Origin of the sequence: Sphingomonas sp. IBVSS2 (assembly GCF_002127225.1) — a bacterium.
GTDB lineage: Bacteria > Pseudomonadota > Alphaproteobacteria > Sphingomonadales > Sphingomonadaceae > Sphingomonas.
Genome location: NZ_NFUR01000009.1, coordinates 75,417 through 97,544 on the forward strand (window position 1 = coordinate 75,417; position 22,128 = coordinate 97,544).

The following is a 22,128-nucleotide window of genomic DNA, read 5'->3' on the forward strand; positions in this document are numbered from 1 at the left end:
TCACGCTCGTGAAGGCGTGGTGATGCAGCATCAGCTCATTTCCCCCCGCAAGGGAGAAGCGCCGTCGGCCGCGCCGCTGTGGGTCGCCACCGCGGCGCCGGGCCCGCGACTCGCCCCGCTCGGAGCCGAGATCGAAGCGGAGGTTCTCGTGATCGGAGGCGGTATCGCCGGCATGGCCACTGCGCTCCATCTGGCCGAGGCCGGCGTCGACACGGTGCTGCTCGAGGCTGGGCAGCCCGGCGACCAGGCGACCGGCTGGAGCGGCGGGCTCGTCGCGCCCGACTATATCCGCCACACGCCCGAGACGATCGGCACGATGCTCGGCCGCCATCATGGCGAAATGCTGACCCGGATGATCGGCGGATCGGCGCGCGCGGTGTTCGACCTGGTCGAGCGGCACGCGATCGACTGCGACGCCCGGCAGGACGGCTTCTACACGCCCGCGCACAGCGAAGGGCTGGCGGAGAGCCAGCGCGGCTATGCCGAGCAATGGCAATCGCGCGGCTATGACGTCCGCTTCGTCGAGGCGCGCGAGGCGCGGCATGCGTTCGGGGTGGAGCGTTATTGCGGCGCGCTGCGCTTCGGCGACGGCGGCAGCCTAAACCCGCTCGGCTATGTCCGCGGGCTCGCCCAGGCGGCGCTGAAGCAGGGGGCAAGGCTGTTCGGTGAGAGCCCGGTGCAGACGCTGCGGCGCGAAGGCGGCCGATGGGTCGCGCGGGCGCCCGGCGGCGCGGTATCGGCGCGGCGCGTGGTGCTGGCGGCGAATGGCGGCAATGCCCGGCTGCACCCGGCGCTGCGACGCACCGCCCTGCCGCTCCACGTCGTCCAGTTCGCGACCGCGCCGCTGGACGATGTGCAGCGCGCCACCATCCTGCCCGAGGGCGGCGCCTTCACCGACAAGGTCTCCTATCTCTTCACCGCGCGGCTCGATCCGCAGGGGCATCTGATCTCGGCCTTCCCGATGTCGTTCCTGCTGCGGGGCCACAAGGCGCATCTGCGCGAGGCGCGGCGCCGGCTCCGGCAGCATTTCGCTGCGCTGTCCGATCCCCGGATCGACCATATCTGGGAAGGGCTGGCCTGGGTGAACGCGTCGTTCCTGCCCGAGCTCTACGACCTGGGCGACGGCGCGCTGGCGATCCAGGCGGACAATGGCCGCGGCATCGGCATCAACACGCAACTGGGCATCGAAGTGGCCGCGGCGATCGCGTCGAACAGCCGCGATCGGCTTTCGGTCGTGCCGCGCACGCCGCATCCGATCCGGCTCCATGCCGGCGCGGCACTGCTGCCCAAGCTGCTGATGACGATGGCCTGGCTGTCCAACTGAGCGGGCGCCTGGCCGATCCTGGAGGAGACCGCGCGTGATCCGTGCCCTGCGATTGTTCCTGCTGCCGATCGGCGCCGTGCTGCTGCTCGGGGCGGGGTCGCCCGATCTCGATGCGCTGATCGCGCGCTACGAGCGCTTTTCGGAGCGCTTCCCGATGGAGGCGGGGCGCTCCGATCCTTCCCATTCCCCGCAAGGCTGGCCGGTCGAGACGCCCACCGGCATGGCCGCGCGCAAGGCCGAGTTGCTGGCGATCGACAAGGCGCTCGCCGCGCTGCCCGATGCGGCGCTGGCATCCGAGGACAGGAGCAACCGCGATTTCCTCCGTCATATCATCGGCTGGCGCGTGGAGGGGATCGATTTCGACGAACGCCGTTTCGCCTTTGTCGCGCATGAGGGCTTCTACAACACGCCCTATTATGCCGCGCGCGGCGTGGAAGTGCGGAGCGACGCGGATGGCAAGGCCTGGATCGCGCGGCTGCGCGGAGTGCCCGGCTATTTCGCCGAGCAGCGCGGCAATCTCGAGCGCGGCATCGCCACGGGCTGGACCCAGCCGGCGCAAGTGGTCGACGTCGCGGTGGCGGTGCTGCGCGCCCAGGTCGCACGGCCGGTGGCGGAGGACCCGCTGCTCGCGCCCCTCAAGGGGAGGGACGCGCTGCTCGCGGAAGCGCGCGGGGTGATCGAACGCGAAGTCCGCCCCGCGCAGCGCGAGATCCTGGCCTATGTCGACGGCCGCTACCGCGCGCATGCCCGCACCGGGCTCGGCATCGCAACCATCCGCGGCGGAAGGGACTATTACGACTTCCTCCTGCGCTATTACACGACCACCGATCTCACCGCCGAACAGGTCCATGCCCTCGGCCTCTCCGAGGTGAAGCGCATTCGCGGCGAAATGGACCGAGCTATCGCGGAAAGCGGTTTCAAGGGGAGCTTCTCCGAGTGGCTGCGCCATCTTCGCAGCGACCCGCGCTTCTATGCGCGCAGCCGCGAGGAACTGATCGAGAAATACAGCGCCGCGGCCAAGCGCATCGACGGCCTGCTTCCCCGCTGGTTCGCCACGCTGCCGCGCCAGCCCTTCACGGTCGAGCCGGTGCCGCTGGACCTGGAGGAAGGCTATACCACCGCGCGCTCGGGCGGCGGCGACTTCTCCAAGGGCTTTCCCGGCCGCTTCATCGTCAACACCTCGCATCTCGACCAGCGCCCGCTCTACGAGGTGCCGGCGCTGACGCTGCACGAGGCGGCGCCCGGCCATCACACCCATGCCGCGATCGCGCAGGAGCATCCCGAATGGCCGAGCTTCCGCCGCCAGCGCGACCTGCTCGCCTTTCGCGAGGGCTGGGCGCTCTATGCCGAGCGGCTGGGGCACGAGATGGGCGTATATCGCGATCCCTATGAAGCGTTCGGCAGCCTGTCGACCGAGATGTGGCGCGCCTGCCGGATGGTGGTGGACACCGGCATCCATGTGATGGGCTGGAGCTATGAACGGGCGCGGGCCTGCTTCACGGAGAACACTGCGCTGGCCGACATCAACATCGATACGGAACTGGCCCGCTATATCGGCGCGCCCGGCGGGGCGGTGGCGTACAAGGTCGGCGAACTGAAGATCGTCGCGCTGCGCCGCCGCGCGGAGACGGCGCTGGGCGACCGTTTCGACATCCGCGCCTTTCACGACCTGATCCTGGCCCAGGGCCAGTTGCCGATGACGATGCTGGAGACCGTGGTGGACGACTGGATCGCCGCGCGGAAATAGCGTTACTCCGGCTATATCGTCATCCCGGCTTTCGCCGGGATGACGATTGGGTGCAGCGTGTCCGCTGCTGGTTACGAAGCCAGCGCCTCCCCGAGCGCCGCGCCCTCCTCGTCCGCCAGCGCCGCCTCGCGCAGGCGCCGCAGCCCGGCCGCGTCCAGCCCCCCGGCCCGGTAGCGCTCGACGATGCGCGTATAGTTGCCCAGCCCCCGCGCGAACGTCTCGCCATAGCCCTTGATCAGCCTCTGGCAGCGGGCGAGTTCGATCGCGGCATCGGTGTCGCTGGCGCGGATCAGCGCGAGCCAGACCTCGATCCGCGCCTGCTCGACCTGGTAGCGCAGCGTGCCCCGCCGCCAGCGCCGCCAGCCGGCGAGCAGCGACAGCACCAGGAACCAGCGCAGGCTGGTCGTCTCGACATGGCGGCCCTTGGCGAACAACGGCTCCAGCCGGTGCGACCAGCGCTTGCTGGCGAGGAGGCGGCGGCCGATGCCGGCGGGCAGCGTCTCGCAGACTTCCTCCAGCCGCGGGTGCATATATTCGGTCAGCAGGACGATCTGGTCGTCCTTCGCGCGGACCTCGCCGCGGACGCGGGCGAAGCGGCTGGCGCGGACCTTGAGATCGGCGACGCGGATCGTGTCCTCGTACGACATCCACAGCGCGAGATGGCGGGCGGTCTCGGTGATGAGCTCGGCATTGCTGCCCAGGCTGTCGAGCCGGTCCAGATAGAGCCGGGCATAGGCGGCGTCCTGATAGTCCATCAGCCGGCGTACTCCCTCCAGCGCGAAGAACTGCGCCTCGCGCGGGAGATCGGCTTCGATCCTTGCGGCCAGGGCGCGGCCGGCGTCGGTGGTGGGGAGGATCGGCCGGGCTGTTTCCGCCCTTGGCTCTGCCTTCCCCCGGGCCGCGTCGAACCCCGCGGCGAAACCGCGCAGATTGGCCTCCACGGCCTTGCCGCCGGCGCGGATCGCGTCCTCGAAGGCGATGCGGGGGAAGGGGAGCGCATCGCTGCCGGCCAGCGCGCCGAACAGCACCGAGCTGATCACGCTGCCGGTGCGTTCGGCGACCGCGTCCATGTCGAAGCCGATGAAGCGCTTCGAGCGCTCCCCGGCGGCCGCCACGATGCGCTCCGCACTGGCACGGCCATCGCCCATCGCCGACTTCTCGGCGATGGCATAGACTCGGTGAATGGAGCCGATCAGTTCGGTGCGCTTCGTGACGAACCCGCGAAGGATCGCGCGGCCTGCTTCCATCAGCTCCGAGGCGACGACGATGTCGACATCCCCGGGGACCGGCGTGAGCGCCAGCACCGGCAGAGCCGTGCCGCCGGCCGGGATCATCTCGATATAGTAGGTGGTGGCGCCCGTCCGCTGGGCGACGCCGGGAACCGAAGTGCCCTGGGTCACATAGCCGCCCCGCGCGCCGAGCTGGACGATCCAGTCGGCAAGCACGCCGCCACCCTGGCCGCCCAGGCCGAGCACCGCGAGGGTGATGCGCTTGCGATCCGCCATCAGAAGCTCCTCGCGGCGATCGCGCGCGCCGCGCGGCGCTGGAGCGCACCGATCGCCCAGCCGCGCAGGCGCTGGCCGAAGCGGTCGCGGCGATCGGGATTGGCGATGATCCGGGCCTTGTAGAAGGAGGGGCAAAGCACCGCGGCATGGCTCACTTCGCCGCACACGCCGCAGCCCACACAGCTGTTCTCGACATGGGCTATCGGATCCTGGCGCAAGGGATCGGGATTGGGCCGTATCGTGAGCGAAGGGCAACCGGAAAGGCGGATGCAGCTATGGTCCCCGGTGCAGGTGTCGGGATCGACGCCGAAGCGTTCGCGCACCACCCGCTGCCCGGCCTTCATCGCCTTCGCCATTTGCGGCTTCACCCGGCGCTGGCGGTTGAGCTGGCATTCGGACTGGGCGACCAGGACCTTGGGGCCTTTCTCCGGGCTGGTCAGCGCCTCGCGGATCGCGTCGCGCATGCCGGCCACGTCATAGGTGCGCGTCATCGTCCGCGCCCAGCCGATGCCGATGCCGCGCACGGCCTTCTCGATCGGATTGTTGGTCTTGCGGCCCGGCGGCCTGGCGCGGGAAGAGAGGATGTCCTGGCCTCCCGTGGCGGCCGAATAGCCATTGTCGACGATGATCGTCAGATTGTCGTCCTGGTTGAAGACCGCGTTGCCGATGCCCGAGGTCAGTCCGTTGTGCCAGAAGCCGCCATCGCCCATGATCGCGATCGCCCGCTTGTCGCGGGGCTTGAACGCGGAGGCGCCGGCGGTGCCCAGGCCATAGCCCATCGTCGTGTTGCCGATATGGAAGGGCGGCAGGATCGAGAACAGGTGGCAGCCGATATCGGCCGAGACGTGGAAGGCGCCGAGCTCCTTCTGCACCAGCTTCATGGCCGAGAAGATCGGGCGCTCAGGGCAGCCGGTGCAGAAGCCGGCCGGACGCTGCGGCACCGCGCCGGGCGGCAGGGCAGGGGCGGCGGCCACGGGCTCCTCGGCTGGCGCCCGTTCGGGGGCATGGGTGCGGAGGAACCGCGCCACCCCGTCGCGGATCACCGCGCCGCCATATTCCCCGGCGCGGGGCAGGATTTCCTTGCCGACGATCCGCGTGGCGAGCCCGGCACGCCGGACCAGGGTGTTCAGCTCGTGCTCGATGAATTCGGGCTGCCCTTCCTCGACCACCAGCACCGCGCGCTTGCCGGCGCAGAAGTCGCGGATCTCGTCGGGGATCAGCGGATAGGCGACGTTGAGGACATGGATGGGGATCGCTGCATTCCCATAGGCGTCGGACAGGTCGAGCAGCTCCAGCGCGCGGTTGAGGGAGTTGAACAGCCCGCCCTGGACGATGATGCCGATCTCGTCGACCTCGGGCCCGAAATGCTCGTTCAGCTTGTGCTCCTGCACGAAGCGGATGGCGGCGGGCCAGCGCTGCTCGATCTTCTCCACCTCGTGGAGGAAATTGGCGGGGGGCAGCACGATCCGGTCGGGATCGCGCACCGGCGCCTCGGCCGCTTCCGCCACGGTGAGCCCGGGGCGCCGATTGTCGCGCGCGACGAAGCTGCCGGTGACGTGGCAGGCCCGCACGCGCAGCTCGAGCATCACCGGCGTGTTCGAGGCTTCGGAGAGCGCGAACCCCTTTTCCACCATGTCGACGATCACCGGCAGGCTGGGCCGGGGATCGAGCAGCCACATCTGCGACTTCATCGCAAAGGCATGGGTGCGCTCCTGCATGATCGAGGAGCCCTCGCCATAGTCCTCGCCCAGGATGATCAGCGCCCCGCCGGTCACGCCGCCCGAAGCGACGTTGGACAGCGCGTCCGAGGCGACGTTCGTGCCGACCACCGATTTCCACGCGACCGCGCCGCGCAGCGGATAGTTGACCGAGGCCGCCAGCATCGCCGCCGCCGTCGCTTCGCTCGCCGAACTCTCGAAATGGACGCCGAGCTCGCCCATCAGTTCGTTCGCGTCGGCGAATACGTCCATCAGATGGCTGATCGGCGAGCCCTGATAGCCGCCGACATAGGCCACCCCGGCCTGGAGCAGCGCCTTGGTGACGGCAAGGATGCCCTCGCCATGGAAGGTCTCGCCGTCTCCCAGCCGCAATTGCTCGACTTCCGCCTTGAACGAACGCTCGGCCATCCGCTCAGCCCGCCACCAGCGCCAGGACGCGCAATGGGCTGCCCGAGCCGCCCCGGATCTTGAGCGGCGTGGCGAGGATCACCGTGCCGGTCGGTGGCAGCAGGTCGAGATTCTCCAGGCACTGGAGCCCGTAGCGCCCCGCCGCATGGAACAGCGTATGCGCCGGATAGGCCGGGTCTAGGAGATGCGCCTGGCCGGCATCGGTGCCGATCGTCTCGACGCCGAGCCCATGCGCGTCGCGCGCGTCGATCAGGAACCGGACCGCTTCCGCCGAGGGCCCGGGGGTATGCGCCCCGTCCTCGCGGCGATTGACATAGGCATCGACGTCGCGCTTCGACCAGTCGGTGCGCAGCAGGATCCAGCTGCGCGGCGGGATGCGGCCATGCTCGGCTTCCCAGGCCTGGATATCCGCCACGGTAAGGAGATAGTCGGGATTCACCGCCGATCTGGCCGATATGTCGATCACCACGGCCGGCGCGATGAAGTCGGCGGGCGGCACCGTGTCGACGGCGTTGTTGGGCAGGTCCTTGCCGGTGATCCAGTGGATCGGCGCGTCGAAATGGGTGCCGGTATGCTCGCTGACGGTGAAGTTGTTCCAGTACCAGGCGACGCCGCGTTCGTCATAGCGGGAGATCTCCTCCTGGCTGAACCCGGCGCACTGGCCGAACTCGGGCGGGAGGACGAGCGTGGGCGTGTCGGGCGACAGCGTCTGGGTGAGGTCGATGGTGCGGATCGCACCCGATGCGATGCCGGCGGCGAAACTCTCGAGCGTCTGGCTGGTCATGTCTGTCCTCCCTGGGGCTGGTTGTGCTCGCGCCTGGTCATGCCGGCACGATGTCGAAGGCGATGGTGGTGCGGTGGCCGGAATCCTCGAACGGCACCGTCCCGTGGTAGAAATAGGAAGGGAACAGCACGAGCAGGCCCGGCTCGGGCCGGATCATGCGGGTGATCCGTTCGCGCTCCCCCAGGCGAAGGCCGGTCTCGCCGAACTTGAGCCAGCCCTGGCGGTGGTAGTCGACCGCCTGGGGCAGGGCGACATAATAGCAGGCGCTGATCCAGCCCTGGGGGTGGATGTGGTTCTCGTGGAAGCCGGCGCTGCGCAGCCGCACCGACCAGGAGCCGGAAAAGGCGAACCGGCCCGTATTGCGGCGAAGGAAGGGGTGGTCCGTGTCTGCCGGCAGTGCGGCCAGCCAGCGACGGACCTGCGCCTCGATCATCGCGCGCACCGCGGCGATCATCGGATCGGGCAGGGTGAACAGGTCGTCGCTGGTCTGGGTGCCGCCGCGTAGCGTCTGCCCGAGCGGATGCCGCTGGTCGCGGTGACGCGCGGTGAGCGCAGCATCCAGCCGCGCGTTGAAGCCGGCGGTGTCGCCGTCGGGCGGTGCCAGCAGGCGCGCCGAGACGAGGCGCTCGACATCGTTCAGCCAGGCTTCGCGCGGATCGCCCGTGAAGCGCCAGGCTAGGCCCTGGAGCGCGAGCGCCTGCTGGTCGAACGGATCGGCGGCGAGCAGTGGCTCCAGCCGGGCCAGTGCCTCGACGGGACGATCGAGGACGATATGCGATCGGGCCGCCTCGCGTGCGGCGGGGGCGAAACCGGGATCGCGGGCGAGCGCGGCGTCGAACGCCAGGAGCGCCGCTTCTACTTCGCCCAGCGACCAGCGAGCCCGGCCGAGCTGGTAACGCAGCTCCGGCCCCGCGCGATCGGCGTGCGGCGCGAGCAGCGCGGCGGCGCCTGCGGCGTCCCCGGCGAGCAGCAGCCGGTCGGTCAGGTCGCATAGCAACCCTTCATTGCCCGGAAAGCGGGCCAGCGCGGTGCGATAGCTGGCCAGCCAGGCCGCGCTGCGGCCCTGCCGCCACAGCAGATCGTTGAGCGATTCATGCGCGGCGCGATCGGTGGGGCGCAAGGTGATCGCGCGTTCATAGGAGACGATGGCGGCGTCCACCCGGCCAAGGTCCTGCAGGCAATGGCCCAGGACATAGGCGATCTCCGGATTGGCCGGATCGATCTCGGCCGCGCGGGCGAGCAGGGGCAGGGCTTCCTCCGGCCAGCCGGCAAGGCGCAGCGCAACACCCAGATTGAGCAGCGTGGCGACATGGCCGGGCCGCAGCGTGAGCGCGGTGCGGAAGGCGGCGATGGCGTGATCGAGCTCGCCATTTTCCCGCCGCGCCTGGCCGAGTATGGCCCAGGCGCGTGCGTTGCGCGGATCGCGGCGCAGCAGCGGGGCGAGCGTCTCGCAGGCGGATCGCGGTTCCCCGGCGGCGAGCAGCGCGATCGACAAGTTCACCCGAGCCTCGTCATAGGCGGGCGCGAGCGACAGCGCCTCGCGATAGGCGTGTGCCGCGCCGGTGGGATCGCCCAGGTCGCCAAGGCTGTTGCCGAGATTGTTGTGCACATGGGGCTGGTTCGGGGCGGCCGCGAGCGAGCGGCGGAAGAGCACCACCGCTGCCTCGTGCCGGCCTGCCCCTCGCGCGATCATGCCGAGCAACTGGAGCGCGTCGGGATTCTCGGGAGCGAGATCCAGCACATGCAGCAGGATGGTTTCGGCCGCTCCTGCCTGGCCGTCGCGCGCCAGCCCCATGGCATGCTGCAGGGCTTCGCCAAGCGCCTGCGCGCCGAGGCCGCTCGGCTCCGCTGGCGGAAGTGCCGGGCCTTGCTGTCGCGGTGCCTGTTCCATCGAGCGCGATTCCCATGGCGGATGTCCTTCCGGGAGCCCGCCGAAGGGGAAAGGTTGCAAATGCCCCTTGTTTCGTCAAGGGAATCACGCTTTAAATCATGTGTAATTGGGAATGATAAGGGTGTCGCCATGAGGGGATCGGGGAAGCACGGTGCGGTTCGGAAGCAGCTTCTGCGCGGGGCGGCGATCTCGGCGGCGCTGCTGATCGGGGTGCTGACGCCGCATCTCGCGCATGCGCAGCGCGCGATTCCCGAGACGACGGACGATGTCCGCCGCCTGCCGATCCCGCCGATCGATCGCAGCCACGAGCCGGTGATCGCGCTCACCGGCGGAACCCTGCTCGACGGCCGGGGCGGTGCGCCGATCCCGAACGCAGTGATCGTGCTCCAGGGCGACCGCATCCTCGCCGCCGGGCCGGCCGGCACGCCCGTGCCCGCCAATGCGGCGCGGACGATCGATGCGCGAGGGTTGTGGATCCTGCCGGGCCTGATCGACCTCCACATCCATTTCACCCAGCAGCGCGGCACCGACATGGGCCGCTATTCGGACAGCCCGGCCGCCGCGGCGATCCGCGGCACGGTGCTGGCCGAGCAGATGGTCACCGCGGGCATCACCGCCGCGCGCGACGTCGGCACGATGGATGACGTGGCGTTGCGCATCAAGGAAGCGGTCGATCGCGGCATGATCCGGGGCCCGCGCGTGCTGTGGAGCGGCAAGCTGATCGCCAGCACGGGTGGCCATGGCGACGAAGTGACCTCCACCGCCACCGGCCGCGAAAAGCCCAATCTCGGCGGCGATCCGCACGGGGTCGACGGGCCGTGGGAATGGCGCAAGGCGGTGCGCGAGCAGGTCCGGCGCCTGTCCGACTGGATCAAGATCAGCGCACCCGCCGCCAGGGAGGAACTGGCCGCGGCGATCGACGAGGCGCATTCGCTCGGCGTGCCGGTGGCGATCGACAGCTATGGCAAATATACCGATTGGGCGATCGAGGCGGGTGTCGACACGCTCGAGCATCCGCTGTTGCTCAGCGACCAGGCGGTAGCGCTGATGAAGAAGCACGGCACCGCCTTCGTGCCGACGATCGGCGCCTTCGACAACCTGTTGGAGGGCGGCTACCCGACCGCGGGCATCCCCGGCGGCGGCTTCTATTACACCCATTCGCGCCGCTTCGTGATCAACCAGCAGGATCATCTGAAGCGCGTGAACGAAGCCTGGCGCGCCGGCGTGCCGATCGGCGTGGGCACCGATATCCCGTTCGAGAATGAATGGCGCTATCCGGACGCCTATTTCCGCGAGCTCGATTATCTCCGCCAGGCAGGCATGACCAATGCCGATGTGCTCGCCGCGGCCACCAGCACCGGCGCAAGGATCATGCGCATGGGCGACAAGCTGGGCACGATCGAGCCGGGCAAGATCGCCGATATCCTGGTTATCGGCGCCAATCCGCTGGATTCGCTGAAGAATCTACGCGACGTCCGCTATGTCATCGCCGATGGCAAGGTCGTGGTGGACGGCGGGGGCCGGTAGGGCGTGCCGATATTCGGCTTTCACCCCGCCGCTTCCGGTTGGCGGGGAGGGAAACGCAATGTCGAAGCCTCTCCCTTCCGTCATGCTGAACTTGTTTCAGCATCCAATTCTCCACCCGCGATATCGCCCGTGGCACGTTGGACCCTGAAACGAGTTCAGGGTGACGATGGAATTTGGCTCGAAGCGTTGCGGCTCGATCGCTCCGCGTCCCCTCGTCACTCGATCGGCAGCTTGCTCAGGTTCGCGCTGATCTTCTGCAGCGTGCGCAGCAAATGGGCGATGTCGCGGTCGCTCACCCCGTCCATCGCGCGGCTGAACTGGCGGCCGACGATCGGGGTCAGTTTCCGCAGGGTCTGCTGGCCGGCTGGAGTCAGCGTCACTTCGGTGATGCGATTGTCTTCCGGATTGGGCTCGGTGGTGACGAGGCCCTGCTCGACCATCCGGTCGATGATCCGGCTGATCGTCGAGCGCTTGGTCAGCGCCGCCTCGGCGATCGCGCCGATGCTGGCCGGCTGGCGCTCGCGGAGCACCGTCATCACGCGATAGATCGGCTTGGACACGCCATGCTTGTGCAGCACGATGTCCATGTCCTCGTGATATTTGAAATCGGCATGCGCCATCAGGTAGAAAGGCGAGTTCTCGAGGCGGAAATTGGGGCTGCTCGGGTCGTAGACGCTGCGATTGTCCATCAGATCCTCTGCCGTTCTCGCCGTTTTCTTCACCGCGCTGGTGGCCATGTTTCCCTCAATCTTTCCGCAGGATCAAGACGTTGCGCCGGGCCGGACGGCATCCGGCAGGCGAATTAGCCGAAAACATATGTTTCTACACCTATCAATCGTCATTTGTGCCGGATCGGTTGCGTGGCGGAAGCGCCATGGACGGCTCCTGCCATGCGGGAAGGCGGGCCCATGCCGAACACGCAGTGAAATATCAACGAAAATTGCGTGATTATTGTTCCATTTCCGTTGCGGGCCTGTCACGCTTCCGGAGTGAAATCATGGGAGAACAAGCGTGTCGTCGAAGCGCTTCCGTCGTCTGGCCCTGCCGTTCGCCATCCTGCCCTTGCTCGCGGCGGCGCCCGTGCAGGGCCAGGAGGCGAAGCGGCGCTGGGACCAGATGTGCCAGATCCGCAAGGACAAGCTCGACCTGATCCTGCCCGAAGCGATGCGCGAGAACCGCATCGACATGTGGATCGTCGCCTCGCGCGAGGGGCATGACGACCCCAATGCCGCACTGCTCGGCGGCGGCTATGTGGGCGATGTCGGCTATCATGTCTTCACCGACCGCACCGGCAGTGGCCGGATCGAGCGCGCGGCGATGGGAATCGGCGGCGCGGCGTTCGACCAATGCCCGCTCTACGACCTGAAGCTCTCGCCCGCCGAACTGCGCAGGTTCGTCGAGGCGCGCGATCCCAGGCGGATCGGCATCGACGTCGCCAGCGAGATCGGCACCGCCGACGGGCTCAGCCATTCGCTGCACGCGAAGCTGGTGGAGACGCTCGGCCCGGTGCTGGCGGCGCGGCTGGTCCCGGCCGAGAAGCTGGTCTCCGACTTTCGTGCGCGCCATTCGATCAACGAAATCGCGGCCTTCGCCAAGGCGGGGGAATATTCGCGCACCATCCTGGAGCGTGCGCTCTCCAGCGAAGTGATCGTGCCCGGCCACACCACCACCGGCGACGTCGCCTGGTGGATGATGGAGCAGCTCCACAAGGAGGGGCTGGGCAGCAGTTTCGGCCTGCCGAGCATCTACATACTGGGTCCGGGCGAGCGTGGCCCGGTCTCGGGCGACCATGTGATCCAGCCGGGGGACCTGATCACGGTCGACTGGGGCGTGAACTATCTCTTCTATTACACCGATATGAAACGCATGGCCTATGTGCTCAGGCCCGGCGAGAACGTGCCGCCGCCCGGCGTGCAACGCGCCTATGACAAGGCGCAGGGCATCCGCAGGATGATCCTCGACGTGATCCGCCCGGGCGTGACCGCCGGGGATGCGCTCGCCGCGGTCAACAGGCGTGTCGCGGCGACGCCGGGGCTGGTGCTCGGCCGTTATGACGATCCGAGCAAGGACATGAAGGTCTCCGACGTGGTGATCGGCAGCCATTCGGTGGGCGATTGGGGGCATGGCTCGGGCCCGTCGATCGCCGACTTCAACCCGCTGCGCATGACCTACACGTTGCGGCCGAGCAATTTCCTGTCGATCGAGCTGTTCCTCTACACGCCGGTGCCCGAATGGGGCGGGCGCAAGATCAAGATCCCGCTGGAGGACAATGGCGTCGTCACCGAGCGCGGCTTCGAATGGGCCTATCCGCCCAACAGCCGGATCCTGCTGGTGAAGTGAGGGCGGGGCGGCCGGGAGATCCGGCCGCCCTTCTCGTTTCAGAAGGCGGCGATCCCGGTGATCGCGCGGCCCAGGATCAGGGCATGGACGTCGTGCGTGCCCTCATAGGTGTTGACCGTTTCCAGGTTCATCAGGTGGCGCATCACCTGGAACTCGCCGGAGATGCCGTTGCCGCCGTGCATGTCGCGCGCAGCCCGGGCGATGTCGAGCGCCTTGCCGACATTGTTGCGCTTGACGATCGAGATCATCTCGGGCGCGAACCGGCCGGCGTCGATCAGCCGCCCGACGCGCAACGAGGCCTGGAGGCCGAGCGCGATCTCGGTCTCCATGTCCGCCAGCTTCTTCTGGAAGAGCTGGGTGGCGGCAAGCGGCTTGCCGAACTGGTGCCGGTCGAGCCCATATTGGCGGGCCGCGTGGAAGCAGAACTCGGCGGCGCCGAGCGCACCCCAGCTGATCCCGTAGCGCGCGCGATTGAGGCAGGAGAAGGGGCCCTTGAGGCCCTCTATCTCGGGCAGCAGCGCGTCTTCGCCCACCTCGACATCGTCGAGCTGGATCATGCCGGTGATCGAGGCGCGCAGGCTCAGCTTGCCCTCGATCTTCGGCGCCGAGAGGCCCTTCATGCCCTTTTCGAGCACGAAGCCGCGGATCGCGCCGCCATGCGCGTCCGACTTGGCCCAGACCACGAACACGTCCGCGATCGGCGCGTTGGAGATCCAGGTCTTGGCGCCGTTCAGCCGATAGCCGCCGTCGATCCTGGTCGCGCGGGTGCGCATGCCGCCGGGATCGGAGCCGGCATCGGGCTCGGTCAGGCCGAAGCAGCCGATCCATTCGCCGGTCGCCAACCTGGGCAGGTATCTCCGCTTCTGCGCCTCCGATCCGAAGGCGTGGATCGGGTACATGACCAGGCTCGACTGGACGCTCATCATCGAGCGATAGCCCGAATCCACCCGCTCCACCTCGCGGGCGATCAGGCCATAGGCGACATAGGAAGCGCCGACGCCGCCATAGGCCTCGGGCACGGTGGGGCCCAGCAGGCCCAGCGCACCCATTTCGCGGAAGATCTCGGGGTCGGTCGTTTCCTTGTCGAAGGCCTCGATCGCCCGAGGCGCGAGCCGGGCCTGGGCATAGTCACGCGCGGTATCGCGGATCATCCGCTCCTCGTCCTCCAGCTGCGCGTCGAGCAGCAGGGGATCGGCCCAGTCGAATTTCTGCATGTCGGAGTTCCTCAGGCGGTGGGGACGATCGCGATCGTCTCGATCTCGACCTTGGCTTCGGCCTCGACCAGCGCGGCGACTTCGACCACGGCCATCGCCGGATAGTTGCGGCCGATCAGCTCGCGATACGCTGCGCCGATCTCGGCGATCTGGGCGAGATATTCGTCGCGGCTGGTGACGTACCAGGTCATGCGCGCGATATGCTCGGGGCCCGCGCCGCCCTCGGCGAGGATCGCCAGCGTGTTGACCAGCACCTGGCGGAACTGGCCGGCGAGATCGGAGGCGACGAAACGCTCCTCGGCGTCCCAGCCGACCACGCCGGCGGTGAACACCATCCGGCCGCTCGCGGCGATCCCGTTGGCATAGCCGCGCGGGCGCTTCCAGCCGGGGGGCAACAGGCTCCGATGTACGGTCATTGGCATTCCATTTCAAGGCGTTGGCGATATTCGGCGGGCCAGGGCAGCGACGTGCCGCCGGCAAGCTCGATCAGTACCTGGGTGAGGTGGACCGAGAAGCGCGGCGTGCCGTTGCAGGTCACATCGACTTCAAGGTCGATCGAGCTGCGGCCCACTCGCGTGAGCTTGACGGTGAAATCGAGCAGGTCGCCCAGCCTGCTCGGCGCGGTGAAGGTGGAGGCAAGGCTGACGGTGGGCAGGCCGAGGCCGCGGCCCATGTGCATCGCCCGCCGGTCGTCGCCCAGCACCGCCGGGGTCCAGTCCTCGACAGCGGCGTCGCATAGCTCGAGGCAGCGCGGATAGAAGGCGATCCCTGCCGGGTCGCAATGCGCGAAGCGCAGCGGGTAGGCGACGCGGAACATCAGCCCGCGCTCTGCGCCAGATGCTGGCGGGCGATGACGATCTTCTGCACTTCGGAGGCGCCTTCGTAGATGCGCAGCGCCCGCACTTCGCGGTACAGCGCCTCGACCGGGGCGCCGACGGTGACTCCCAGGCCGCCGAAGATCTGCACCGCCTTGTCGATCACCTGCTGGGCGCTGTCGGTGGCGTGCAGCTTGGCGAGTGCGGCCTCACGGGTATTGCGCTGGCCCCGCACGTCGCGCAGCCAGCCGGCGCGGTAGATGAGCAGCGCGGAGGTATCGATGTCGAGCACCATCTCGGCGAGCTTCGACTGGGTCACCGGATTGTCGGCGAGCGTGCCGTCGCCGAGCTTGCGGCTGCGGGCACGCATGGTCGCTTCGTCGAGCGCGCGGCGGGCGAAGCCGAGCGCGGCGGCGCCGACGGTGGTGCGGAAGATGTCCAGCGTCGCCATCGCCGCCGCGAAGCCGCGCCCGGGTTCGCCGAGCAGCGCGTCGGCGGGCAGCGCCATGTCGGCGAATTCGAGCGTGGCGAGCGGGTGGGGGGCGATCACTTCGATGCGTTCGGTGACGCGCAGGCCCGCCGTGCCGGCATCGACGAGGAAGGCGGAAATGCCCTTGGCGCCCGGCGCCTCGCCGGTCCGGGCGAACAGGACGTAATAGTCGGCGATGCCGCCGTTCGAGATATAGGTCTTGGCGCCGTTCACGCGCCAGCCCCTGCCGTTGCGCTCGGCCAGCGTCTCCATCGCGGCGACGTCGGAGCCCGAGCCGGGCTCGGTGAGCGCGAAGGCGGCGATCTTCTCGCCGCGCGCCACGGCGGGGAGATAGGCCTGTTTCTGCGCCTCGGTGCCGAACAGCGAGATCGTGCCCGATCCCAGACCCTGCATGGCGAAGGCGAAGTCGGCCAGCCCCGAATGGCGCGCCAGCGTCTCGCGGATCAGCGCGAGCGAGCGGATGTCGAGCGTCTCGTGCATGCCGCCCCAGGCCGCAGGCACGCAGTAGCGCAGCCAGCCGCCGTCGCCGAGCGCGCGGACGAGCCTCCGGCATTCGGCGTCCACATCGGCGCCGTGATGGTCGCTGAGGTTGGCGATGCACCAGGCCTCCAGCGCGTCGGCCAGCTTGCGGTGGCCGTCGTCGAGGAAGGGCCAGTCGAGGAAGCTGCGGTCGGCCATCAATTGCCCTCGAACTCGGGAGTGCGCTTCTCCGCAAAGGCCTCGAAGGCGCGGCGGAAGTCCCGGGTCGCCATGCAGATCGCCTGGGCCTGGGCCTCCATCTCGATCGCGGTCTCGATGCTCACTGCCCATTCGGTGTTGAGCTGGGTCTTGGTGATGCCGTGCGCGAAACTGGGGCCGGTGGCGATGCTGCGGGCCAGCGTCCGGGCTTCGCCGAGCAGCGCGTCGGCGGGCACCAGCCGGTTGTGGAAGCCCCAGCGCTCGCCTTCCTCGGCGGACATCATCCGGCCGGTATAGAGCAGGTCGGCGGCGCGGCCCTGGCCGATGATCCGCGGCAGGATCGCGCAGGCGCCCATGTCGCAGCCGGCCAGGCCCACACGGGTGAACAGGAAGGCCGTCCTGGCCGCCGGCGTGGCGAGGCGCAGGTCCGATGCCATCGCCATGATCGCGCCGGCGCCCACGCAGATGCCGTCGATCGCCGCGACGATCGGCTGCGGGCAGGCGCGCATCGCCTTGACCAGGTCGCCGGTCATCCGGGTAAAGGCGAGCAGCTCGGGCATCGCCATTTCGGTCAGCGGCCCGATGATCTCATGGACGTCCCCGCCCGAGGAGAAATTGCCGCCCGCGCCGGTGACCACCACTGCCTTGACCTGCAGCGTGTAGACGAGGTCGCGAAAGGTATCGCGCAGCTCGGCATAGCTCTCGAAGGTGAGCGGGTTCTTTCGTTCCGGCCGGTCGAGCGTGATCGTCGCCACGCCCTCGGCGAAATGCCAGCCGAAATGCTGGGCCACGAAGCTGGTCGGATCCATGGTCATTCCTTCTCCCCATCTGCAGCGAGCGAGTCCTTGAGCACGCCCAGGAGCTGGTGAAGCTGGCCGCGCTCCTCGCGGCCCAGCCCGGCCAGCATCGCTTCGATCCATGCATGATGCGCTTCGGCCAGCCCGGCGAAGCATTCGCGCCCCAACTGGGTCAGCCGCGCGACCGAGGAGCGGCCATCGGTGGGCGAGGGCGCGAGGCTCACATAGCGGTCGCGCACCAGCGCCTGGACGACGCCGGTGACGTTGCCGTTCGAGACGAGCAGCGCCTGGGAGAGCTGGCCCATCGTCATCCCCTCGGGATGGCGATCGAGCGCGGCCATCACGTCGAAGCGGGGCAGGGTGATATCGTGTTTGTCGGCGAAGCCGCGCTTCAGCCGCTTCTCGATCACCGTGGTGCAGGTGAGCAGCCGCAGCCACAGCCGCACGCTGCCGCGATCGTCGAGCGCGCCGTCATGCTTTTCGCGCAAGGAAACAGCGCGGGTCACGTCACTTCTCCGCCGGCGATGGGGATGGCCTGGCCGGTGATCGAGGCGCTGGCGGGCAGGCAGAGCCACACCGCCGCCGCCGCGACTTCCTCGGGCGCGATCAGCCGCTTCTGGGGATTGTGGCGCGTGAGTTCGGCCAGGGCCTCGGCCTCGCTGCGGCCGGTGCGGCTGGCGATGGTCTCGATCGCCGTGGCGACGATATCGGTGTCGGTGAAGCCGGGGCAGAGCGCATTGGCGGTGAGCGGCGTGGCGGCGAACTCGGCGGCGAGCGCGCGCATCAGCCCGATCGCGCCGTGCTTCGAGGCGACATAAGGCGCGGTATAGCCATAGCCCTTGAGCCCGGCGGTGGAGGCGATGGTGACGATCCGCCCCGCCGGGGCCGCGAGCAGGTCCGGCAGCGCGGCCTGGCAGCAATGGAACAGCGCATCGAGATTGGTCGCCATCGTCGCGCGCCAGGCATCCGCCGTCACCCTGGCGAAGGGCGCGCTGGGAGCGATGCCGGCATTGTTGACCAGGATGCCGATCGGCCCATGCGCCGCGCGGGCGGCATCGAAGGCCGCATCGATCGAGGCGCGATCGGTCACATCGGCGGGCAGGGCGATCGCGCCGGGGATCGTCGCGGCGACGGCCTCGAGCGGATCGGGCCGGCGCCCGATCAGCGTCAGGCGCGCGCCTTCTCCGGCGAGTGCCCGGGCGATCGCCGCGCCGATCCCCGATCCCCCGCCGGTGACGACCGCATGGATGTCCTTCAGGCGCATAGGGCTCAGCTCCGGAGCGCCGCGCCGGCCTCGGCGGCGCGCTGCAGGTTGCGGGCGAGCTGGCTCATCCCGCCCAGATATTGCGGCGGCACGCGCACGCCGCGATAGCCATGCTGGGCGGCGGCGCGCAGCGTCCACATCGGATCGACCATGTGCGGCCGCCCGATCGCGACCAGGTCGGCCCGGCCGGCGGCGAGGATCGAATTGGCATGGTCGGTCTCGAAGATGTTGCCCACCGCCATGGTCGAGACGCGCGCCTCGTTGCGGATCTGGTCGGCAAAGGGCGTCTGGAACATGCGGCCATAGACCGGCTTGCACTCGGCCCAGGTCTGGCCGGCCGAGACGTCGATCAGATCCGCGCCCGCTTCGTCGAAGGCGCGGGCGATCGCCACCGCTTCGTCGGGCGTGACGCCCTGGTCGCCCATCCAGTCGGTCGCCGAGATGCGGACGGACATCGGTCGCTCGGCGGGCCAGGCGGCGCGCATCGCCGCGAACACTTCGAGCGGGTAGCGCAGGCGGTTCTCCAGGCTGCCGCCATAGTCGTCGCTACGGTTATTTTGGAGCGGCGTGATGAAGCTGGAGAGCAGATAGCCGTGGGCGGCGTGCAGCTCGATCATGTCGAAGCCGGCTTCCACCGCCATGCGCGCGGCGGCGACGAACTGGTCGCGCACCGCGTCCATATCGGCGCGGGTCATGGGGCGGGGCGCCGCGTTGCCCGCGCTCCACGGCACGTCGGAGGCGGCGATCAGCGGCCAATTGCCCTCGGGCAGGGGCTGATCCATGCCCTCCCAGCCGATCTTGGTGGAGCCCTTGGCGCCAGAATGGCCGAGCTGGAGGCAGATCTTCGCGCTGCTGTTCGCATGGACGAAATCGGTGACCCGCCGCCACGCCGCCACATGTTCGGGCGCGTACATGCCGGGGCAGCCCGGGGTGATGCGTCCTTCGGGCGAGACGCAGGTCATTTCGGTATAGACCAGCCCCGCGCCGCCCTGGGCGCGGGTGCCGTAATGGACGAGATGGAAGTCGGTCGGGGTGCCGTCCACGGCCGAATACATGGCCATGGGCGAGACCACGACGCGATTGTCCAGCGCCATGTCGCGCAGCTTGTACGGCGCGAACATCGGCGGGACCGGCTTGCCACCCCGGCCACCCGGTGCCTGGGTCTGGAACCAGCGCTCCACGCCTTCGAGCCATTCCGGATCGCGCAGGCGGAGATTCTCGTGGCTGACCCGCTGCGAACGCGTGAGCAGCGAATAGGCGAACTGGATCGGCGCGAAGGGCAGATAACGGTCGAGTGTCTCGAACCACTCCGTCGAGTTGCGCGCGCTGTTCTGCAGCTTGAGCACCTCGACATTGCGCTCGGCCTGATATTCCTCCAGCGCCTGGGCGCGGCCTAGCCCGGGGCGGTTGAGCACCTCGGCCAGCTTGATCGCATCCTCCAGCGCCAGCTTGGTGCCCGATCCGATCGAGAAATGCGCGGTGTGCGCCGCATCGCCGAGCAGGACGAACTTGTCGTGCGACCAGCGGCCAGTGACGATCCGGCGGAAGTTGAGCCAGGCCTGGGGGCCGGGCAGGTGAGTCGCGTTCGACATCAGGCCATGGCCGTCCAGATGCCGGGCGAAGATCCGCTCGCACAGCGCGATCGCCTCGGGCTGGTCCATCGCATCGAGGCCCAGGCCGTGCCAGGTCTCGGGGTCCATCTCGACGATGAAGGTCGAGAGATTGTCGTCGAAGCGATAGGCATGCGCCCATACCCAGCCCGCCTCGGTCTCCTCGAAGGCGAAGGTGAAGGCGTCGAACATCTTGCGGGTGCCGAACCAGAAGAACTTGTTCCTGCGCACCTGGATATCGACGTCGAAATGCTCGGCGTGCGCGTTGCGGATACGGCTGTTGGCGCCGTCGGCGGCGATGACGAGATCATAGTCCGCCCAATCGGCCAGGTCCGGTCCCGCCTCGTGCTGGAAATGCAGCACCACGCCCAGTTCGCGGGCGCGCGCCTGCAGGATCGCCAGCAGCCGCTTGCGGCCGATGCCGATGAAGCCGTGCCCCGAGGAGCGGATGCACTCGCCATGGATGTGCACGTCGATATCGTCCCAATGCGCGAACTCGCCGCGGATCGTCTCGCCGCTGACGGGGTCGTTCGCCATCAGGTTCTCGACCGTCTGGTCCGAGAATACGACGCCCCAGCCGAACGTGTCGTCGGGGCGGTTGCGCTCGAACACATGGATGTCGTGGCCGGCATCGCGCACCTTCATCGAGATGGCGAAATAGAGGCCCGCCGGCCCGCCGCCCACGCATGCGATCTTCATCGGCCAGAACTCCTTCGCGGCGACTCCGTCCGTGTCACCTAACGGCCGGGCCCTAGATATTTCAAGCCTAAAATTTCAAGCTTGAAATATCATATATCACGCAATTATTCACAGGTAATGGAATCGCGGGAGATCGAAGGATGAAGTGGCCGGCACAGCGCCTGACGGGCGGATCGAAGAAGAGCTTCGGCATGTATGACGAGGCGGCGAAGCTGGACGCGGCGGGGGTGGACCTGATCCATCTCGAGTTCGGCCGGCCGCACGCGGATACGCCTGCGCACATCAAGACGGCTGCCAAGGCAGCGCTCGACGCGGGCATCGTCCACTACGGCGATTTCCGCGGCACGCTCTCCTTCCGCCAGGCGCTGGTGGAGAAGCTCGCCGCGTTCAACGGCCTGGACTATGGCGTCGACGAGGTGCTGGTGTGCAACGGGCTCACCCATGCCTCCTTCGCCGCCTTCATGGCCGCGATCGATCCGGGCGACGAAGTGATCCTGCTCGATCCCTATTATCCCCAGCATATCGGCAAGACCGAGCTGGCCGGCGGCAAGGTGGTGATCGCCGCGCTCGACAAGGCGGACAATTTCGCGATCTCGAAGGAGAAGATCGCCGCGAAGATCACCGATCGCACGCGGATGATCGTGCTGGTCAACCCGGCCAATCCGACGGGCCGCGTCTATAGCCGCGCGGAGCTGCAACATGTCGCCGACCTGGCGATCGCGCACGACCTGCTGGTGCTCTCCGACGAGGTCTATGAATATATCACCTATGGCAAGGCCGAGCATGTCAGCATCGCCAGCCTGCCGGGCATGCGCGACCGGACGATCACCTGCTTCGCCTTCACCAAGGCCTATTCGATGGACGGCTGGCGGATCGGCTATCTGACCGCCGATGCGAAGCTGATGCCCGCGATCCTGCGCATCACCATGACCGACGTGACGCACGTCAACGTCTTCATCCAGGAAGGTGCCCGCGCCGCCGTGGAGGGGCCGCAGGACGCGATGCGGGCGATGGTCGAGGCCGATCGCCGCAAGCGCGACATCGTCGTCCAGGCGCTGAACCAGATGCCGGGCGTCACCTGCGCCGAGCCGGAAGGGACCATCTATGCCTTTCCGGACATCAGCGGCACCGGCCGCTCCTCGCAGGATCTCGCCATGGCGATCCTGAAGGAGGCGCATGTCGTGGTCGAATCCGGCAGCTTCTACGGCCCGGGCGGGGAGGGGCATCTGCGCGTCTGCTTCGGATCGGAATCCGAGGCGCGGGTGGCCGAGGCGATGGAGCGGCTGGGGCGGTTCTTCAACGCGCTCTGAGAGGCGC

The 22,128-nt window shown here is 68.4% G+C and carries 18 protein-coding genes; 5 read left to right on the forward strand and 13 right to left on the reverse strand.

The features are described from left to right. The first annotated feature begins 22 nt into the window (after positions 1-22). Positions 23-1,324: an FAD-binding oxidoreductase gene (locus CAP40_RS19975; protein ID WP_086131324.1), complete on the forward strand. Its 1,302-nt coding sequence runs from the start codon at positions 23-25 to the stop codon at positions 1,322-1,324. Between the two features lie 34 nt (positions 1,325-1,358). Then, entirely contained in the window at positions 1,359-3,071 is a 1,713-nt protein-coding gene (locus tag CAP40_RS19980; protein WP_144034467.1) for a DUF885 family protein, read from the forward strand. 71 nt (positions 3,072-3,142) lie between these two features. Here CAP40_RS19980 and CAP40_RS19985 read toward each other — a convergent pair whose 3' ends face one another. Genes CAP40_RS19985 through CAP40_RS20000 form a run of 4 tightly spaced genes read right to left on the reverse strand, consistent with a single transcriptional unit; the run spans position 3,143 to position 9,377 of the window. Further along, complete coding sequence (locus CAP40_RS19985; protein WP_086131326.1) at positions 3,143-4,576, reverse strand: indolepyruvate oxidoreductase subunit beta family protein; 1,434 nt, start codon at positions 4,574-4,576, stop codon at positions 3,143-3,145. Further along, complete coding sequence (locus CAP40_RS19990) at positions 4,576-6,702, reverse strand: indolepyruvate ferredoxin oxidoreductase subunit alpha (protein WP_086131327.1); 2,127 nt, start codon at positions 6,700-6,702, stop codon at positions 4,576-4,578. Before CAP40_RS19990 ends, CAP40_RS19985 begins: the two co-directional genes overlap by 1 nt. 4 nt (positions 6,703-6,706) lie before the next feature. Beyond that, positions 6,707-7,486, reverse strand: coding sequence for a cyclase family protein (locus CAP40_RS19995; RefSeq protein ID WP_086131328.1), 780 nt, complete (start codon positions 7,484-7,486; stop codon positions 6,707-6,709). Positions 7,487-7,523: 37 nt separating this feature from the next. After that, the gene (locus CAP40_RS20000) at positions 7,524-9,377 is read right to left on the reverse strand and encodes a tetratricopeptide repeat protein (protein ID WP_086131329.1); all 1,854 of its coding nucleotides are present in this window, start codon (positions 9,375-9,377) and stop codon (positions 7,524-7,526) included. A 129-nt stretch (positions 9,378-9,506) separates the two neighbouring features. On the opposite strand from CAP40_RS20000, the gene CAP40_RS20005 reads away from it, so the two are divergent. Continuing rightward, positions 9,507-10,904 carry an amidohydrolase family protein gene (locus tag CAP40_RS20005; protein ID WP_179188401.1) on the forward strand — a complete coding sequence of 466 codons (1,398 nt, stop codon included), beginning with the start codon at positions 9,507-9,509 and terminating at the stop codon, positions 10,902-10,904. A gap of 215 nt (positions 10,905-11,119) precedes the next feature. Here the strand turns inward: CAP40_RS20005 and CAP40_RS20010 are convergent, their stop codons facing one another. After that, entirely contained in the window at positions 11,120-11,593 is a 474-nt protein-coding gene (locus tag CAP40_RS20010; protein WP_179188402.1) for a MarR family winged helix-turn-helix transcriptional regulator, read from the reverse strand. Positions 11,594-11,915: 322 nt separating this feature from the next. Here CAP40_RS20010 and CAP40_RS20015 point away from each other — a divergent pair, with 322 nt between their 5' ends. Continuing rightward, entirely contained in the window at positions 11,916-13,244 is a 1,329-nt protein-coding gene (locus tag CAP40_RS20015; protein ID WP_218822192.1) for a Xaa-Pro peptidase family protein, read from the forward strand. A 38-nt stretch (positions 13,245-13,282) separates the two neighbouring features. On the opposite strand, the gene CAP40_RS20020 is transcribed toward CAP40_RS20015, so the two are convergent. From CAP40_RS20020 to CAP40_RS20055, 8 genes are read right to left on the reverse strand one after another with little or no spacing between them, the layout of a single operon-like run. Then, complete coding sequence (locus tag CAP40_RS20020; protein WP_086131332.1) at positions 13,283-14,458, reverse strand: acyl-CoA dehydrogenase; 1,176 nt, start codon at positions 14,456-14,458, stop codon at positions 13,283-13,285. Between the two features lie 11 nt (positions 14,459-14,469). Next, the gene (locus CAP40_RS20025; RefSeq protein WP_218822193.1) at positions 14,470-14,874 is read right to left on the reverse strand and encodes a RidA family protein; all 405 of its coding nucleotides are present in this window, start codon (positions 14,872-14,874) and stop codon (positions 14,470-14,472) included. Next, the gene (locus CAP40_RS20030; protein WP_086131334.1) at positions 14,871-15,275 is read right to left on the reverse strand and encodes a thioesterase family protein; all 405 of its coding nucleotides are present in this window, start codon (positions 15,273-15,275) and stop codon (positions 14,871-14,873) included. Before CAP40_RS20030 ends, CAP40_RS20025 begins: the two co-directional genes overlap by 4 nt. Further along, the gene (locus CAP40_RS20035; protein ID WP_086131335.1) at positions 15,275-16,441 is read right to left on the reverse strand and encodes an acyl-CoA dehydrogenase family protein; all 1,167 of its coding nucleotides are present in this window, start codon (positions 16,439-16,441) and stop codon (positions 15,275-15,277) included. The genes CAP40_RS20030 and CAP40_RS20035 overlap by 1 nt, the downstream gene beginning before the upstream one ends. After that, on the reverse strand, positions 16,441-17,256 hold the full coding sequence (locus CAP40_RS20040) for an enoyl-CoA hydratase family protein (protein WP_086131336.1): 816 nt from the start codon (positions 17,254-17,256) through the stop codon (positions 16,441-16,443). Before CAP40_RS20040 ends, CAP40_RS20035 begins: the two co-directional genes overlap by 1 nt. Further along, complete coding sequence (locus CAP40_RS20045) at positions 17,253-17,744, reverse strand: MarR family winged helix-turn-helix transcriptional regulator (RefSeq protein ID WP_256924414.1); 492 nt, start codon at positions 17,742-17,744, stop codon at positions 17,253-17,255. Before CAP40_RS20045 ends, CAP40_RS20040 begins: the two co-directional genes overlap by 4 nt. Further along, a complete protein-coding gene (locus CAP40_RS20050) occupies positions 17,741-18,502 on the reverse strand; it encodes an SDR family NAD(P)-dependent oxidoreductase (protein ID WP_086131338.1) in 762 nt (253 codons plus the stop codon). The genes CAP40_RS20045 and CAP40_RS20050 overlap by 4 nt, the downstream gene beginning before the upstream one ends. A 5-nt stretch (positions 18,503-18,507) precedes the next feature. Beyond that, complete coding sequence (locus tag CAP40_RS20055; RefSeq protein ID WP_086131339.1) at positions 18,508-20,811, reverse strand: bifunctional salicylyl-CoA 5-hydroxylase/oxidoreductase; 2,304 nt, start codon at positions 20,809-20,811, stop codon at positions 18,508-18,510. A 140-nt stretch (positions 20,812-20,951) separates the two neighbouring features. Here CAP40_RS20055 and CAP40_RS20060 point away from each other — a divergent pair, with 140 nt between their 5' ends. Continuing rightward, complete coding sequence (locus CAP40_RS20060; RefSeq protein ID WP_086131340.1) at positions 20,952-22,121, forward strand: pyridoxal phosphate-dependent aminotransferase; 1,170 nt, start codon at positions 20,952-20,954, stop codon at positions 22,119-22,121. Positions 22,122-22,128 lie beyond the last annotated feature (7 nt).

Coding starts and splice junctions, on each gene's coding strand:
- CAP40_RS19975 (WP_086131324.1), top strand. CDS start 23: ATGCAGCATCAGCTCATTTCCCCCCGCAAGGGAGAAGCGCCGTCGGCC.
- CAP40_RS19985 (WP_086131326.1), bottom strand. CDS start 4,576: ATGGCGGATCGCAAGCGCATCACCCTCGCGGTGCTCGGCCTGGGCGGC.
- CAP40_RS19990 (WP_086131327.1), bottom strand. CDS start 6,702: ATGGCCGAGCGTTCGTTCAAGGCGGAAGTCGAGCAATTGCGGCTGGGA.
- CAP40_RS19995 (WP_086131328.1), bottom strand. CDS start 7,486: ATGACCAGCCAGACGCTCGAGAGTTTCGCCGCCGGCATCGCATCGGGT.
- CAP40_RS20000 (WP_086131329.1), bottom strand. CDS start 9,377: ATGGAACAGGCACCGCGACAGCAAGGCCCGGCACTTCCGCCAGCGGAG.
- CAP40_RS20005 (WP_179188401.1), top strand. CDS start 9,507: ATGAGGGGATCGGGGAAGCACGGTGCGGTTCGGAAGCAGCTTCTGCGC.
- CAP40_RS20010 (WP_179188402.1), bottom strand. CDS start 11,593: ATGGACAATCGCAGCGTCTACGACCCGAGCAGCCCCAATTTCCGCCTC.
- CAP40_RS20020 (WP_086131332.1), bottom strand. CDS start 14,458: ATGCAGAAATTCGACTGGGCCGATCCCCTGCTGCTCGACGCGCAGCTG.
- CAP40_RS20025 (WP_218822193.1), bottom strand. CDS start 14,874: ATGACCGTACATCGGAGCCTGTTGCCCCCCGGCTGGAAGCGCCCGCGC.
- CAP40_RS20030 (WP_086131334.1), bottom strand. CDS start 15,275: ATGTTCCGCGTCGCCTACCCGCTGCGCTTCGCGCATTGCGACCCGGCA.
- CAP40_RS20035 (WP_086131335.1), bottom strand. CDS start 16,441: ATGGCCGACCGCAGCTTCCTCGACTGGCCCTTCCTCGACGACGGCCAC.
- CAP40_RS20040 (WP_086131336.1), bottom strand. CDS start 17,256: ATGACCATGGATCCGACCAGCTTCGTGGCCCAGCATTTCGGCTGGCAT.
- CAP40_RS20050 (WP_086131338.1), bottom strand. CDS start 18,502: ATGCGCCTGAAGGACATCCATGCGGTCGTCACCGGCGGGGGATCGGGG.
- CAP40_RS20055 (WP_086131339.1), bottom strand. CDS start 20,811: ATGAAGATCGCATGCGTGGGCGGCGGGCCGGCGGGCCTCTATTTCGCC.
- CAP40_RS20060 (WP_086131340.1), top strand. CDS start 20,952: ATGAAGTGGCCGGCACAGCGCCTGACGGGCGGATCGAAGAAGAGCTTC.